Here is a 15,168-nt window from a genome sequence, read left to right on the forward strand (position 1 = left end):
ACTAGAGGAGCAAGCGATAAAATGAGCCAGGGCGTGACGATAGGCCAGGCGTCCAAAGCGAGCGGGATCAAGGCGCCGACGATCCGCTACTATGAACAGATTCAGCTCCTGCCGGCGCCGCCTCGCTCGGAAGGAAACCGGCGCCTCTATGATGCCGATGATCTGCGACGCCTGCGGTTCATTCGACACGCGCGCGAACTCGGCTTCGAGATCGAACCGATCCGTGAACTTCTGGCGCTGGCAGGAGACCCGAGCCGCCCCTGTCTATCAGCCGACAGCATCGCCCGGTCCCACCTCGCCGATATCGACCACAAGATCGCGCGGCTCACCGCTTTGCGGACCGAGGTCGCGCGCATGACGGAATGCGCCCAGGATTCGGCTGCAAACTGCCGCGTGATTGAGGTCCTAGGTGACCATAGCGGATGCTTGCACGACAGACACTAGGCTCTGTTTGCTACCGTCCAAGACAACCGCCTTGACCCGTGCCCATGCCAGTCAACTGGTGGCCCGATATTCCGAGTGAAGGCGTCGGGCGTGCCGATCGACGCGGCCAATGACCTGCCCGCCGTCGCGTTCAGGCCGGCTCAACGCCAAAGGCAAACTGGCGATCAACGAAGAAACGGAACGCCCGCGTTCACCAGGTTTGGCGACGCGGGGCTTCGGTCCAGATGCGTACTATCGCTAGCCCCAGCAGCCCTTGCCATCCTCCTGGATCGGCGGACAGGGCACGTCGGCATAGGAACAGAAGACGCAGCAATCGCCGGGCAAGGGCTTCAGCTTCACGCCGCAGCCGAGGCAGTCGTAGAACCAGATGCAGGCGTCGGTGGGCATGGTCTCGGTCGCGACATGGCCGCAATGCGGACAGGTCAGCGTGGACTGGAGCAGGACGGGCGCCTTCATTTGACGGCCGCCAGTTGAGGCAGGAGCCAGGGCTCGACAAAGGGCTCCCAGGCGAGAGAAAGCACGATCAGCAGCGTGGCGATGACAAGCAGCCAGAAGGCCAGCGGTGAAGGTCGTCCGCAGGCCGTATCGCGTCGGCACATCCGAGAGCGGCGCCAGTGCAGCAGCCACCCGGCGGCCAGAACCACGGCGGCGATCGGGGTCAACCAATGGCGCGCGCCGGCGAACACGGTGACGCCCGCGAAGGATACGCCTGCAATCGACAGCACCAACGGCAGGACGCAGCAGGCCGCCCATGCAAGAAGGGAAGCGAACCCGCCGACCGCCGCTGAGGCGCTGACGGCGACTTCTGGAATGCGGGTGCGGTTTGGGTCGGTCGCCATGGGCTATCCTGTCTGACTTCTGATACAGGCTACAACCCGTAGCCACTACGGGATCAAGAGCGTGTCGAGACAGAATTTGACCATCGGGCGCCTCGCGCTCAGCGCCGGGGTGAACCTGGAGACCGTGCGCTACTATGAACGTATCGGACTGATGCCTGCGCCGGCCCGAACCCCCGGCGGACATCGGTGTTACGAGCCTGAACACGCCCAGCGACTGAGATTCATCCGCCGATCACGCGAACTCGGGTTCGGCATAGACGCCATTCGGCGGCTGATCGCTCTAAGCGAGCCGACGGTCCAATCCTGCAGCGAAGTGCGCGACATGGCTCAGGACCACCTTGTAAGCATCGAAGCCAAGATCGCCGACCTGCTCCGGCTTCAAGCTCTGTTGAGGCAGACCGTCGCCGACTGTGGCGACGGCAGGCAAATCCGGTGTCCTGTCATCGAAGAGCTCGGCTCAAGCTAGATCGCCCCCTCATCGAGGCCGTCCGGAGCCGGGTGGATCATCGCCCCCTCACCCCTCATTCAGGGTCCAGGCAGTTCCCAGGCGACTGCGATTGATACCTGAACAACCACAAGGAAACACAGGCGCGAAGGCTAGCCGCAGGGCTAACCCAGGCAGAACTCCGCCCAGTCCTCCATCAGCCGAAATCGCTTCGCCATCATGTCTCCACGACGATAGGCCGCCTCAACCTTGCTGCTCACTGTGTGCGCCAACGCCATCTCGGCAGCTTCTTGAGGATGCGCGGTCTTCTCCGACACCCAATCCCTGAACGTCGACCGGAAGCCGTGCGGCACGGCCTCGACCTTCATGCGGCGAAGCACGGAAGCAAGGGTCATGTTCGAGAGCGCCTCGCCATCGATATTGGCGAAGACCAGATCAATGTCCGGATTCCGGCGCGTCGCAGCGAGAAGCGCGAGCGCGCCTGACGAAAGCGGCACACGATGCGGCCGCCCCGCCTTCATCCGCTCACCCGGCACGACCCACAGGGCGGCCGGAAGATCGATCTCGGACCATCTGGCGCCCCGCACTTCGCCCGAGCGCGCTGCGGTGAGAATGGTGAACTCAAGCGCCCGCGCGCCTGTCCCTTTTTCTTCAGCAAGCCTGGCCATGAAGGCAGGCATTTGGTCGATGCCCAAGGCCTTGTGGTGAACAACCTTCGCGACCCGGGATGGCTTGGCGAGGAGTTTGTCCAGATGCCCCCGCCAACGTGCGGGGTTGGGACCAGATCGGTATTCGCGCGCCGCGGCCCAATCGAGCACCATTTCCACACGCCCGCGAAGGCGGCTCGCGGTCTCGGTCTTGATCGTCCAGATGGGCTCCAGAATTCGCATCACATGAGGAAGAGCGACTTCCTCCACGCCCAGGTCGCCGATCACCGGATAGACATAGGTTTCAAGCGTGGCCGCCCACTGCGCCCTGTGTTTGGGATTCTTCCAGCTAGCCTCATGCGCCGCCATATAGGCCTCTGCGGCCTTGCGGAACGAGATCGCAACGACGGCGGGCGTTCTCACCGCTCGGCGCGCCTCACGACCTGCTTCGACTGGATCAATACCGCGCCGGATCTGCTCCCGCGCGTCGCGGGCGGCCTCTCGCGCTCGCGCCAGCGTCACATCGGGATAGCCCCCGAGACCCAGGTCTCTCCTCCGCTTGCCCATGGTTGCGCGCAAGATCCAGCTTCGCCCGCCGCTTGACAGCACTTGCAGGGCTAGCCCCGCTACCCCGCCAACAAAATGCAGGCCAGGTTCGCTTAGCCGCGACACCGCCAATGGTCCTAATTCATCTGCTTTCCGGGGCATTTTCCACCCATCCAACAACCCATCATAAAACCCATCAACTCACCCATCAAAAAATCTGCGCTTGAGTGCAACAATATGCAACGTCCTGAAGCGACCAAACTCAAGCCACACCTGGGTTCAACCTACCTCTGAACAACGGTGAATAGGGCTGAAAAGGCCCGGAATCCGACACCCTCTCCGCCACCGGCCTTTGATCAAAGCAGTCGCCCTTCGGGGCAGCGTCCCTGCGATCGCCATGCCCCTGTCAGCCGACGATGGCCGCATAGAGGCTGACGCCGAACGCCACGAGCACCGCCAGGGCGGACAGCACGGCGCCGATAGCGCCTATGACCAGGATGACGATGAGCAGGACTTCCTGCAGCGACGAAGGCTTCATCAAGAAAGCCTAGCTTTGCCGTCGCGCAGCGTCGAGCCCCTCAACCGGCGCCGTCGTCGATCCGCTCGATGATGATCACCTGTGCGCATTTCGATCAGAATTCCGATCACGTCGAACGCAAAATCAGGCACTTGCAACCAGATCAAAAAGGGCTTGTTGCATAATCCATAATCAGGCCCACTGGCTTTCGAACGTTCGCGGCGGCGAGCGATGAAGATGAGCAGAGCTTGATGGTCGCGCCCTTTCCTACCGATCAGGTCTTCATCGGCGGCCATTGGCGCGCGCCGGTCGGCGGCGGCGTTCTGCCGATCGAAAATCCTTCGAACGGCGAATCCCTGGGAACGCTGGCCGCAGGCCGATCAGAGGACGTGGACGCCGCCGTCGAGGCCGCCCGCGCCGCCTTCAACGGAAACTGGGGCCGCATGACGGCGGTTGAACGCGGCCGCATCCTGGCCCGCATCGGGCGCGAGGTCGAAGCCCGCATCGACCTGCTGGCCGAGCTTGAGGCGCTGGACGTCGGCAAGCCGCTGAAGCAGGCCCGCAACGACGTGATCGCCCTGGCCCGCTACCTCGAGTTCTACGCAGGCGCGGCAGACAAGCTGCACGGCGAGACCATTCCCTTCCAGGACGGCTACACCGTCTACACCCTGCGCGAGCCGCACGGCGTGACGGGCCACATCATCCCGTGGAACTACCCGATGCAGATCATCGGCCGCTCGGTCGTGGCCGCCCTGTGCGTCGGCAACGCCGTAGTGCTGAAGCCTGCCGAGCAAGCCTCTCTGACCGCCCTCGCCTTCGCCCATGTGGCCGCCGACTGTGGTCTGCCTGCAGGCGCGCTGAACGTCGTGACCGGCACGGGCGCAGAAGCGGGCGCGGCGCTGGCCGCCCATCCGGGGATCAACCACCTGTCCTTCACCGGCTCGACCGGGGTGGGCGTGGCCATCCAGCAGGCGGCGGCCCTCAACGCCGTGCCCGTGACGCTGGAGCTGGGCGGCAAGTCGCCCCAGTTGGTCTTCGACGACGCCGATCTGGACAAGGCCCTGCCCTTCCTCGTCAACGCGGGCGTCCAGAACGCAGGCCAGACCTGCTCGGCCGGGTCGCGCGTCCTGGTCCAGCGCGGCGTCTATGATGAAGTCGTGCGCCGCATGGCCAAGCGCTTCGACGCCCTGACCGTCGGCCCCGCAATGGACGACCGCGATGTCGGCCCGCTGGTGTCGAAGAAGCAGCAGGCCATGGTCGACAGCTTCATCGAAAAGGGCCGCGCCGACGGCCTGATCGTGGCGCAGGCGACCCTGGCCGACCTGCCCGAGGGCGGCGCCTATGTCGCGCCCACTCTGTTCGCAAACGTCGCGCCCGACCACCCGCTGGCGCAGCAGGAAATCTTCGGCCCCGCCGTCGTCGTCATCCCGTTCGAGACGGAAGACGAGGCGGTCGCCATCGCCAACGGCACCGACTACGGCCTCGTCGCGGGCGTCTGGACCGCCGACGGCGGGCGGCAGATGCGGCTGGCGAAACGGCTGCGGGCCGGACAGGTCTTCATCAACAACTACGGCGCAGCGGGCGGGGTCGAACTGCCCTTCGGCGGCGTCGGAAAATCGGGCCACGGTCGCGAGAAGGGGTTCGAGGCGCTCTACGCCTTCACCACCCTGAAGACCGTCGCGGCTCATCACGGATAGCAGGGAGTAGCGTCTTGGAGGGGAACAGATCGAAGCGGCTGGAGGGCAAGCGAGCGATCGTCACGGGCGGAGCCTCCGGCTTCGGCGCCGGAATCGCGCGCCGCTTCGCCGAGGAAGGCGCCCGCGTCATCGTCGCCGACCTGAACGGGGACGCCGCTCGCGCCCTGGCCGCTGAACTGGGCGACGAAGCACTGGGCGTGCAGGTGGATGTATCCAGCAACGCCGACGTCACCGCCCTGGCCGAGACCGCCAACCGCCTGCTGGGCGGGGTCGACATCGTGGTCAACAATGCCGGGGTCGGCCACACGCCCCAGCCGCTGGACGAACTGTCGGATGAAGCCTTCGACCGCATCGCCAGCGTCAACATGCGCGCCATCTATCTGATGTCGAAAGCCTTCGTTCCGGCGATGAAGGCCCAGGGGTGCGGCGCCATCCTCAATATCGCCTCGACCGGCGGGGTCAGCCCCCGGCCGAACCTGACCTGGTACAACGCCTCCAAGGGCTGGGTCATCACGGCGACGCGGGCCATGGCGGTCGAGCTGGCGCCCTTCCAGCTGCGGGTGAACGCGCTGAACCCGGTGGCGGGCGACACCCCCCTGCTGAAGACCTTCATGGGCGCGGACACGCCCGAAGTGCGGGCCAGGTTCCTGGCCTCCATCCCCATCGGCCGTTTCTCGACGCCCGAGGACATGGGCGCCGCCGCCGCCTTCCTCTGTTCGGACGACGCCTCGATGATCACGGGCGTGGCGCTGGAGGTCGACGGTGGCCGCTGCATCTGACCGCCTGTTCAAGCTTCTGGTCCTGCCCGGCGACGGCATCGGACCCGAGATCATCCGCGAGACCCTGCGCGTCGTCGACTGGGCCCGGAACGCCGGGCTGCGAATTGAGCTGAGCGAGGGCCTGGCGGGCGGCGCCAGCATCGACGCCGTCGGCGCCCCCGTCGCCGAGGATGTGGTGGATCAGGCCCTGGTCTCCGACGCCGTCCTGTTCGGCGCCGTCGGCGGGCCGAAGTGGGACCACCTGCCCCGCGCCCAGCGGCCCGAGATGGGCATACTGCGCCTGCGTCAGGCGCTGGACCTCTACGCCAACCTGCGCCCCGCCGTCTGCTTCGACGAGTTGCTGGACGCCTCGGCGCTGAAGCCCGAGCTGATCCGGGGCCTCGACATCCTGATCGTGCGCGAGGCGACGGCGGGGGTCTATTTCAGCCTGCCGCGCGCCAATGAGATCGCCCCCGACGGCCAGCGCCGCGCCTACGACACCCAGGCCTATACCGAGGCCGAGATCGCCCGCGTCTGCCGCACTGCGTTTGAGCTGGCCCGCACCCGCCAGCGCCGCCTCTGCTCGGTGGACAAGGCCAATGTCATGGAAACCGGCGCCCTGTGGCGCGCCGTGGCGACCGAGGTCGCCGCCGACTATCCCGACGTCGAGCTGTCGCACATGTACGCCGACAACTGCGCCATGCAGCTGGTCCGGCGGCCTGACCAGTTCGACGTCATCGTCACCGACAACCTGTTCGGCGACATCCTGTCCGACGCGGCGGCGGCCCTGACGGGTTCGCTGGGCCTGCTGCCCTCGGCCTCCCTGTCCGGGCTTGGACAAGGCGGGCGCAGCCGGGGCCTGTACGAGCCGATCCACGGCTCGGCCCCTGACATCGCGGGCCAGGGCGTCGCCAATCCCATCGCCGCCATCCTGTCCTTCGCCCTGTGCTTGCGCTGGTCCTTCGATCGGGCGGACCTGGCGGACAAGCTGGAGCGCGCCGTGCGTCAGGTCGTGTCCAGCGGCGTCCGCACCCCCGACATCGCGGAAGCCGGCGTCGCCCCCGTCTCCACCCTTCAGATGACCGACGCGGTTCTGGCCGCGCTGGACGCCCAGTTCGCGTGAGGATCGACCAATGAGCGCCCCCACCTTGCAGACCGTCATGGACCTGATCGACGGCCGCACCGACGAACTGGTCGCCCTGACCCAGGACCTGATCCGCTTTCCCACCGTCAACCCACCGGGCGAGGCCTATCGCCCCTGCGCCGAATACATCGGCGAGCGACTGAAGAAGCGCGGCTTCACCGTCGAGTATGTGCGCGGCGAAGGCTCGCCGGGCGACAGCGACCAGTATCCGCGCACCAATGTCATCGCCCGCTGGACCGGGTCTGAACCGGGTCCTTGCGTCCACTTCAACAGCCACATCGACGTGGTCGAGGTCGGCTCCGGCTGGACCGTCGATCCGTTCGGCGGCGAGGTGAAGGACGGCCGTGTCTATGGCCGGGGTGCCTGCGACATGAAGGGCGGCCTGGCCGCCTCCATCATCGCGGTCGAGGCCCTGATCGATTCCGGCCTGCCGCTGCCCGGCGCGCTGGAGATCTCCGGCACGGTGGACGAGGAATCGGGCGGCTACGGCGGCGTCGCCTATCTGGCCGAACGCGGCTGGTTCTCCGAGCCGCGCGTCAACCACGTCATCATCCCCGAGCCGCTGAACGTGGACCGGGTCTGTATCGGCCACCGCGGGGTCTGGTGGGCCGAGATCGAGACCAAGGGCCGCATCGCCCATGGCTCCATGCCCTTCCTGGGCGACTCGGCCATCCGCCACATGGGCGCGGTGATGGAAGAGTTTGAATCCAAGCTCTACCCTGCCATGGCCGCCCGCCATTCCGACATGCCGGTCGTGCCCGAGGGCGCCCGTCAGTCGACCATGAACATCAACTCCATCCACGGCGGTCAGGCCGAGGGCTTCGACGGCCTGCCCGCGCCCTGCGTCGCCGATTCCAGCCGCATGATCATCGACCGTCGCTTCCTGATCGAGGAGACGCTGGAGGACGTGAAGGGCGAGGTGAAGGCCATCCTCGACGGCCTGGCGGCCCAGCGCCACGGCTTCCGCTACGAAATGCGCGACCTCTTCCAGGTGGCGCCCAGCATGGCCGACCGCGACGGTCCCGTCGCCAGCACCACCGCCGCCGCCATCGAGACCGTGCTGGGACGCAAGGCCCAGTTCGTCTGCTCGCCCGGCACCTATGACCAGAAGCACGTCGACCGGATCGGCAAGCTGAAGGACTGCATCGCCTATGGACCCGGCGTGCTCGACCTGGCGCACCAGCCCGACGAATGGGTCGGCATCGAGGACATGACCAACTCGGCCAAGGTCATGGCCCGCGCGGCCTATGACCTTCTGACCCGCAAGCGAGGATGAGCGACATGGCGCGTGGCGACGGCGACGACGGCGACAACATCATCGGCCCGCGCCTGCGGGCGCTTCGGGACCGGCTGGGCCTGTCGCAGCGGGCGCTGGCGCGTAAGGCCGGGGTGCCGTCCAGCACCGTCAGCCTGGTCGAGAGCGGCCGCACCAGCCCCTCGGTCGGCTCGCTGAAACGGCTGCTGGACGCCGCCGGCGTGTCGCTCGGCGAGTTCTTCAGCTCCGAGTTCGAGACCCCGACCAAGCACTTCTATCGCCACGACGAACTGACCGACATCTCGCGCGGCGAGGTCTCCTATCGCCAGCTCGGCTCGGGTCAGGACAGCAGCCTGCAGATCCTGCACGAGACCTATCAGCCCGGCTCGGACAGCGGCCGCGTCATGCTCTCTCACGAGGGCGAAGAGGGCGGGCTGATCATTTCCGGCCGTCTGGAAGTCACCGTGGACGGCCAGTCGCGGGTGCTGAAAGCCGGCGACGGCTACCTCTTCCCCAGCACCCTGCCCCACCGCTTCCGCAATGTCGGCGACGTCCCCTGCGTCGTCATCAGCGCCTGCACCCCGCCGACCTTCTGACCCCGCGTTGCACTTGCTCAGAATACTGAGCGAGAAAAATAAAATTACCCATCTTCTCAGCCCATTGGCCTCCTGAAGAAACAGGCTTGTCGATCTTGTCGTTTCGCCAGCTACTTCGTGCGTGACAGTGGAGTGACACCGGGAGGCGGCCAAGGGACAGGCAGGGCTTGCTGCATTGCACAACGCCCCGAGGCCGAGGATAGATTACGGGTGGCGGAACCGTCGTTCCGCCTCGGCCGCAACGAGACCGCTGAAGAAAGGTCCGCGCGGCGTCATGGGAGGGATGAGGCGATGAATCGTCTTTTGGTCAGCGTATCCGTCGGGGCGCTCGCAGCCCTGTGTTCCACCACCGCCATGGCCCAGCAGGCGCCGCCTGACCGAGCCACCACGATCGACGAAGTCATTGTCACCGCCCAGCGCCGCGAGCAGGCGGCCCAGGACGTCGGCATCGCCCTGAGCGTCCTCAGCGGCGAAAGCCTGGTCCAGCAGGGCATCACCAACGTCAACCAGCTTCAGAACGCCACGCCCAACCTCGAGGTCGAACCGGCCTTCGGCGGCGGCGCAGCCCAGTTCCGGATGCGCGGCGTCGGCTTCCAGGACTATGCCTCGAACAACTCGCCCACCGTCGGCGTCTATGTGAACGAGGTCGCCTATCCGGTCCCGGTCATGACCCAGGGCCTGATCTTCGACATCGACCGGGTCGAGGTCCTGCGCGGGCCGCAAGGCACCCTCTACGGCCGCAACACTACGGGCGGCGCCATCAGCTTCGTCACCAAGCGCCCGACCGAGGAGTTGTCGGCCGGCCTGATGACCGAATGGGGCAGCCACGACCTGTTCCGCGCCGAGGGCCATGTCTCGGGCCCGCTGGCGGGCGGCCTGCGCGGCCGTCTGGCGGTCTCGACCGAACAGGGCGGCGCCTGGCAGCGCAACCGCACGACCGGCGAATCGCTCGGCGACGCCGACCGCACCGGCGCCCGCGCCCTGCTGGCCTGGGATCCGAGCGAAAGCCTGTCCCTGCTGCTCGACGTCCATGGCGGCGTCGACAAGTCCGAGAACCAGGGCCTCTACCTGCTCAGCGACCTGCGCACGCGCGGCGGAACCGGCCCGACCATTCTCGCGGACAAGGATCACTCCAAGACCGGCTGGGGCCTGTCGCCGCGCTTCGCAGCCTCGATCGGCCGCGACGTCACGGACAAGCCGGGTCGCGACAACTCGTCCTGGGGCACGTCGCTGAACGCCAACCTGGCGCTCAAGGGCATGAACCTGACCAGCATCACCAGCTACGAGACCCTGGACCGCAGCGAATACGGCGACTGGGATTCCAGCGCCTCGGTCGAGGCCGACACCTTCTTCGGCAGCGATGTGGACGTCCTCTCGCAGGAACTGCGCCTGGCCTCGGACAACGACAGCGCCCTGACCTGGGTGGCCGGCTTCTATTATTCCAAGCAGGACCTGAACGAGCGCTACTTCTCGGACTTCATCGACATCTACGGCACCTACGCCCAGGTCACCTATGACCAGTCGGTCGAATCCTGGAGCCTGTTCGGTCAGGCGGAATACGCCTTCGCCGAGCGCTGGAAGGCCATCGTCGGCCTGCGCTACGAGGAAGAAACGCGCGAGCTTCAAGGCTTCGGCTCGGCCTTCGGCGGCGCCACCGCCCTGCCCCCGACCACGGTCGACACCAAGATGACGCCGCTCACCGGCAAGGCGGCGCTGGAGTTCACGCCCGCCGACAACATCCTGATCTACGGTTCGGCCAGCCGCGGGGCCAAGTCGGGCGGCTTCACCACCTACAACACCGGCAATCGCAGCGGCATCGAGCCCTTCAACCCGGAAATCCTCTGGGCCTACGAAGTCGGCTTCAAGGCCGATCCCTCGCGCGCCGTTCAGCTCAATGGCGCCGCCTACTACTACGACTACACCGACCAGCAGGTTCTGTCGGCGGTCTGGGGCGCCAACGGGCCCGTCGGCCGCTTCACCAACGTGCCCTCGTCCCACATCTGGGGGGCTGAACTGGAGGCGGTGCTCAAGCCTATCCAGGGCCTGCGGATCAGCCAGTCGCTCAGCTACAAGAAGGGCGAGTACGACGAATACGAAGCCCTCGACGTCCCCGCGTCGCGTGCCGCCAACATGGCCATCTTTGAAGACAAGGCGGGCGACCCGATTCTCTTCCCCGCCTGGAGCTACGCCGGTTCGATCAGCTACGACTGGATGGTCAGCGGCTTCGCCGTCACCGCCGAGGCCAATTACAGCTACCGTGACGAGTACCCGTCGTGGCTGGGCGTCAAGTACGACGTGCCGGACTACTGGCTGGCCAACGCCAGCGTGACGGTCGGCCCAGAGAGCGCCAACTGGTCCGTCACCTTCTGGGCGCGTAATCTGTTCGATCAGGAATACGACCTGACGCGCAACTTCTTCACCAGCGCCGACATCGCCCAGCCGGGTCGGCCGCGCACGATCGGCGCACGCCTCAGCTTGCAGTATTGAGGATCGCCGCCGGGCTGGAAGGTGTCCGTACGCCTTCCAGCCCGCCCCCTGATCGGGGCGCCCAATTTCCTGATCGCGCAAGGTTCAAGTCTCAAAAAATCAAAGACTTACGGCGCGCGAATAACAGGCTTCCTTTCCCCTGACATTCATCGACTACTGGGCGTTCTGAAAGGATGTCTGCATGACCGCACGGGCCGCCAACGACCTTGATCCCTTCTGGATGCCGTTCACCGCGAACCGCAGCTTCAAGGCGCATCCGCGGCTGTTGGCCTCGGCCAGGGACATGCACTACTTCACCCCGGACGGTCGCCCGATCCTCGACGGCACCGCCGGTCTGTGGTGCGTCAACGCCGGCCACGCCCGCAAGCCGATCGTCGAGGCGATCCAGCATCAGGCCGAGGTCCTCGACTACGCCCCGACCTTCCAGCTGGGGCACCCCCTGGTGTTCGAACTGGCCGCCCGTCTGGGGATGCTCTTCCCCGCCGACATCAACCACGTCTTCTTCGCCGGCTCAGGCTCGGAGGGCGTCGACAGCGCCCTGAAGATCGCCCTCGCCTGCCAGCGGGCGCGCGGCTTCGAGAACCGCACCCGTCTGATCGGACGGCAGAAGGGCTACCACGGCGTCGGCTTCGGCGGCATCTCCGTCGGCGGCCTGGAGAACAACAGACGCGGCTTCCTGACCTTGCCGGGCGTCGACCACCTGTCGCACACGCTGAACCTGGAAGAAGCCGCCTTCTCGCGCGGCCAGCCGGCCTGGGGCGCGCACCTGGCCGATGAACTGGAGATCCTGATCGCCGAGCACGGGGCCGAGACCATCGCCGCCGTCATCGTCGAACCCATGTCCGGCTCGGCGGGCGTCATCGTCCCGCCGGTCGGCTATCTGGAGCGGCTGCGCGAGATCACCGCCCGCCACGGCATTCTTCTGATCTTCGACGAGGTCATCACCGGCTTCGGCCGCATCGGCGGGGCCACGGCGTCCGAAACCCTCGGCGTCATTCCCGACCTGCTGGTCTGCGCCAAGGGCCTGACCAACGGCGCCGTGCCGATGGGCGCGGTCGGCGTACGCGGCGAGATCTATGACGCCGTGGTCAATCAGGCCGCCGCGCCGGGCATCGAGTTCTTCCACGGCTACACCTATTCGGGCCACCCGCTGGCCGCCGCCGCCGGGCTCGCCACGCTGGACGTCTATGAGGACGAAGGCCTATTCCAGCGCGCGACCGAACTGGCTCCCTACTGGGAAGAGGCCGTGCACAGTCTGAGGGGGCTGCCGCACGTCATCGACATCCGCAACCTGGGCATGGTGGCGGCCATCGAGCTGGTGCCGCGCCCCGACGCGCCCGGCGCCCGGGCGATGGAAGTGTTCCACACCGCCTTTGACGAAGGAATTCTGATCCGCGTGACCGGAGATGTCATCGCCCTGTCGCCTCCGCTGATTATCAGCCGCGCGCAGATCGATGAGCTTATCGATCACCTGTCACAGATCATTCGTCGTACGCCATAAATCTAGCACCGACGACGAGGGGGATAATATGAACAAGTTACTGCTCAGCGCTTCCATCAGCATCCTGACGATTGCCGCATCGTCTGTCGCATCCGCTCAATCCACTTCAAATAACAATGATCAAAACGCAACGACGATTGGCGAAATCATTGTTACTGCTCAACGCCGCGAACAGGCCAGCCAGGACGTCGGCGTCTCGCTGAGCGTCATCGGCGGCGAGCAACTGGACGAAAAAGGCATCTCGGTCGTCAACGATCTGGAGAACGCCGTCCCCAATATGGAGGTCGACAGCCAGTTCGGCGGCGGTCAGCCCCAGTTCCGTATCCGCGGCATCGGCGCGCGCGAATACTCCTCGAACAACGCCTCGACCGTCGGCATCTACGTCGATGAAGTGGCCCACCCCTATACGGTGACAACGCAGGGCGCCCTGTTCGACATCGCCCGGATGGAGGTGCTGCGCGGCCCGCAGGGCACCCTCTATGGCCGCAACACCACCGGCGGCGCCGTCAACATCATCACCAACGCGCCGACGGCCGACTTCCGCGCCGGCTTCAACGCCGAATACGGAACCTTCGACCGCTACAAGGTCGAGGGCTATGTCTCGGGCCAGATCGCGCCCAACCTGCTGGGCCGCCTGGCCGCCGTCACCGAACAGGGCGGCGCCTGGCAGTATCACCGCGACACCGGCGAGAAGCTGGGCGACCTGAACAAGACCGCCCTCCGCGGCCGCCTGACCTGGGACGCGAGCGAAGATGTCACCGTCGACCTGGCCGCCACCTATTCGATCGACAAGTCCGATGGCCGCGGCTTCCGCCTGCTGGGCCCGTACGCGGTCTCGGGCGGCGCCGTGACCTATCCCAAGGACACCGCCTGGCGCATCACCGGCTGGGGCATCTCGCCGGCCATGGCGGCCGTGGCCGGGGTCGGCCTGAACGCCAAGCCCTTCCGCGACAACGATGGCTTTGACGTCAGCGCCCGCATCAAGGCTAATCTCGGCTGGGCTGACCTGACCTCGATCACCGCCTATCAGACCTTCTCGCGCAGCGAGTTCAACGACTGGGACGGCACGCGCTTCAACGAGTCGAACGTCTTCTTCTACAACGACATCGACGTCTTTGCTCAGGAACTGCGTCTGAGCTCCAATGACGACGGCCCGCTCAGCTGGATGGTCGGCGCCCACTATGCCGACGAAAGCATCGACGGCGGCTTCTACACAAACTTCCGAGGCAACCCGAACCTGATCAACACCGGCTACGGTCAGTCGGTATCGGCCTTCGGGATCTTCACCCACAACTCCTATCAGGTGAACGACAAGCTCAACCTGATCGCCGGTCTGCGCTGGGAAACCGAGGAGCGGACCCTGGACAGCGGCGGCACCTTCGTGGCTCCCAACCCGCCCCCGCCGACGACCAGCTACGACACCGACCTGAACGAGGTCTCCGGCCGTCTGGGTCTGGAATACAAGCTGACCGACGACGCCCTGTTCTACGCCAGCGTGGCGCGCGGGGTGAAATCGGGCGGCTTCACCACCTACAACGCCACCTCGGCGACCCCCTTCAAGCCGGAAATCGTCATCGCCTATGAGGCCGGGATCAAGTCGGACCTGTTCGACCGCCGCCTGCGTCTGAACGGCGCCCTCTTCTACTACGACTACAAGGACCAGCAGGTTCAGGGCCTGGAATACGACCGGATCACCGGCCGCCTGGGCAAGATCACCAACGTGCCCAAGTCGCACATCATGGGCGGCGAGATCGAGCTGACCTGGGTGCCGCTGGACGGCCTGACCATCAGCCAGAACATCGGCTACAAGACCGGCGAGTATGACGAATACTTCGCCATCGACGGCGCCAAGACCGACGCCGCCAACCCGGTCAACGGCCCCTGGGACGTCATCATCTCGAACGACCGTTCCGGCGAACGCCTGTCCTTCCCCAAGATGAACTACGGCGGCTCGATCGCCTATGACTGGGGCTTGGCCGGCTGGGACCTGCGCGCCGAGACCAACTACAACTATCGCGACGAGCTCTATTCGGTCAGTTCCTCGTCGATCATCGACGCCTACTGGTTGTGGAACGCCAACTTCAGCGTCGCCCCGACCGGCGCCAACTGGCGCGTGGGCCTGTGGGGCCGCAACCTCTTCAACACCTACTACGAAGAGACCCGCAACGGCTTCAACGGCTCGGCCCGTCCGACCACCTCGCCCAGCCAGGGCCGCACCTACGGCGTGCGCCTGTCGATGGACTTCTAACCCTCTCCCCCGAAGGGGCGGGTCGGCTTCGGCCGGCTCGCCCC

The 15,168-nt window shown here is 66.1% G+C and carries 15 protein-coding genes; 10 read left to right on the forward strand and 5 right to left on the reverse strand.

The features are described from left to right. The first annotated feature begins 21 nt into the window (after positions 1-21). A complete protein-coding gene (locus ACI2KI_RS06445; RefSeq protein ID WP_313104770.1) occupies positions 22-444 on the forward strand; it encodes a helix-turn-helix domain-containing protein in 423 nt (140 codons plus the stop codon). Between the two features lie 237 nt (positions 445-681). Here the strand turns inward: ACI2KI_RS06445 and ACI2KI_RS06450 are convergent, their stop codons facing one another. Together ACI2KI_RS06450 and ACI2KI_RS06455 are read right to left on the reverse strand one after the other, a co-directional pair. Further along, complete coding sequence (locus ACI2KI_RS06450; protein ID WP_313104773.1) at positions 682-900, reverse strand: GDCCVxC domain-containing (seleno)protein; 219 nt, start codon at positions 898-900, stop codon at positions 682-684. Then, positions 897-1,283: an MFS transporter permease gene (locus ACI2KI_RS06455; protein WP_178825354.1), complete on the reverse strand. Its 387-nt coding sequence runs from the start codon at positions 1,281-1,283 to the stop codon at positions 897-899. Before ACI2KI_RS06455 ends, ACI2KI_RS06450 begins: the two co-directional genes overlap by 4 nt. Before the next feature lie 76 nt (positions 1,284-1,359). Here ACI2KI_RS06455 and ACI2KI_RS06460 point away from each other — a divergent pair, with 76 nt between their 5' ends. Then, positions 1,360-1,749 carry a MerR family transcriptional regulator gene (locus ACI2KI_RS06460; protein WP_218650304.1) on the forward strand — a complete coding sequence of 130 codons (390 nt, stop codon included), beginning with the start codon at positions 1,360-1,362 and terminating at the stop codon, positions 1,747-1,749. 143 nt (positions 1,750-1,892) lie between these two features. On the opposite strand, the gene ACI2KI_RS06465 is transcribed toward ACI2KI_RS06460, so the two are convergent. The 3 genes from ACI2KI_RS06465 to ACI2KI_RS06475 all read right to left on the reverse strand — a co-directional run bounded on the left by ACI2KI_RS06465 (position 1,893) and on the right by ACI2KI_RS06475 (position 3,734). Then, positions 1,893-3,083: a site-specific integrase gene (locus ACI2KI_RS06465; RefSeq protein WP_178825358.1), complete on the reverse strand. Its 1,191-nt coding sequence runs from the start codon at positions 3,081-3,083 to the stop codon at positions 1,893-1,895. Between the two features lie 244 nt (positions 3,084-3,327). Then, positions 3,328-3,459: a hypothetical protein gene (locus tag ACI2KI_RS06470; protein ID WP_292082107.1), complete on the reverse strand. Its 132-nt coding sequence runs from the start codon at positions 3,457-3,459 to the stop codon at positions 3,328-3,330. Then, positions 3,459-3,734, reverse strand: a complete 276-nt coding sequence (locus ACI2KI_RS06475) for a hypothetical protein (RefSeq protein WP_404618521.1) — start codon at positions 3,732-3,734, stop codon at positions 3,459-3,461. Before ACI2KI_RS06475 ends, ACI2KI_RS06470 begins: the two co-directional genes overlap by 1 nt. Between ACI2KI_RS06475 and ACI2KI_RS06480 the strand changes: the two genes are divergently transcribed. From ACI2KI_RS06480 to ACI2KI_RS06515, 8 genes are all read left to right on the forward strand, one after another. Continuing rightward, the gene (locus ACI2KI_RS06480; RefSeq protein WP_404618523.1) at positions 3,690-5,135 is read left to right on the forward strand and encodes an aldehyde dehydrogenase family protein; all 1,446 of its coding nucleotides are present in this window, start codon (positions 3,690-3,692) and stop codon (positions 5,133-5,135) included. The two genes, ACI2KI_RS06475 and ACI2KI_RS06480, sit on opposite strands and share 45 nt — an antisense overlap. Before the next feature lie 14 nt (positions 5,136-5,149). Then, positions 5,150-5,914 carry a glucose 1-dehydrogenase gene (locus tag ACI2KI_RS06485; RefSeq protein ID WP_404618525.1) on the forward strand — a complete coding sequence of 255 codons (765 nt, stop codon included), beginning with the start codon at positions 5,150-5,152 and terminating at the stop codon, positions 5,912-5,914. 4 nt (positions 5,915-5,918) lie between these two features. Then, a complete protein-coding gene (gene leuB / locus ACI2KI_RS06490) occupies positions 5,919-7,016 on the forward strand; it encodes a 3-isopropylmalate dehydrogenase (protein WP_404618944.1) in 1,098 nt (365 codons plus the stop codon). Positions 7,017-7,026: 10 nt separating this feature from the next. Continuing rightward, on the forward strand, positions 7,027-8,313 hold the full coding sequence (locus ACI2KI_RS06495) for an acetylornithine deacetylase/succinyl-diaminopimelate desuccinylase family protein (RefSeq protein ID WP_404618527.1): 1,287 nt from the start codon (positions 7,027-7,029) through the stop codon (positions 8,311-8,313). Between the two features lie 5 nt (positions 8,314-8,318). Further along, a complete protein-coding gene (locus tag ACI2KI_RS06500) occupies positions 8,319-8,888 on the forward strand; it encodes a cupin domain-containing protein (RefSeq protein WP_292082099.1) in 570 nt (189 codons plus the stop codon). A 291-nt stretch (positions 8,889-9,179) separates the two neighbouring features. After that, positions 9,180-11,375 (forward strand): TonB-dependent receptor, encoded by a 2,196-nt coding sequence (locus ACI2KI_RS06505; RefSeq protein WP_404618530.1) that lies wholly within the window; start codon positions 9,180-9,182, stop codon positions 11,373-11,375. A 181-nt stretch (positions 11,376-11,556) separates the two neighbouring features. Continuing rightward, a complete protein-coding gene (locus tag ACI2KI_RS06510) occupies positions 11,557-12,876 on the forward strand; it encodes an aspartate aminotransferase family protein (protein ID WP_404618532.1) in 1,320 nt (439 codons plus the stop codon). A gap of 28 nt (positions 12,877-12,904) precedes the next feature. Next, positions 12,905-15,124 carry a TonB-dependent receptor gene (locus tag ACI2KI_RS06515; protein ID WP_404618534.1) on the forward strand — a complete coding sequence of 740 codons (2,220 nt, stop codon included), beginning with the start codon at positions 12,905-12,907 and terminating at the stop codon, positions 15,122-15,124. Positions 15,125-15,168 lie beyond the last annotated feature (44 nt).

This window comes from Brevundimonas sp. NPDC046655 (assembly GCF_044901625.1).
Taxonomy (GTDB): domain Bacteria; phylum Pseudomonadota; class Alphaproteobacteria; order Caulobacterales; family Caulobacteraceae; genus Brevundimonas.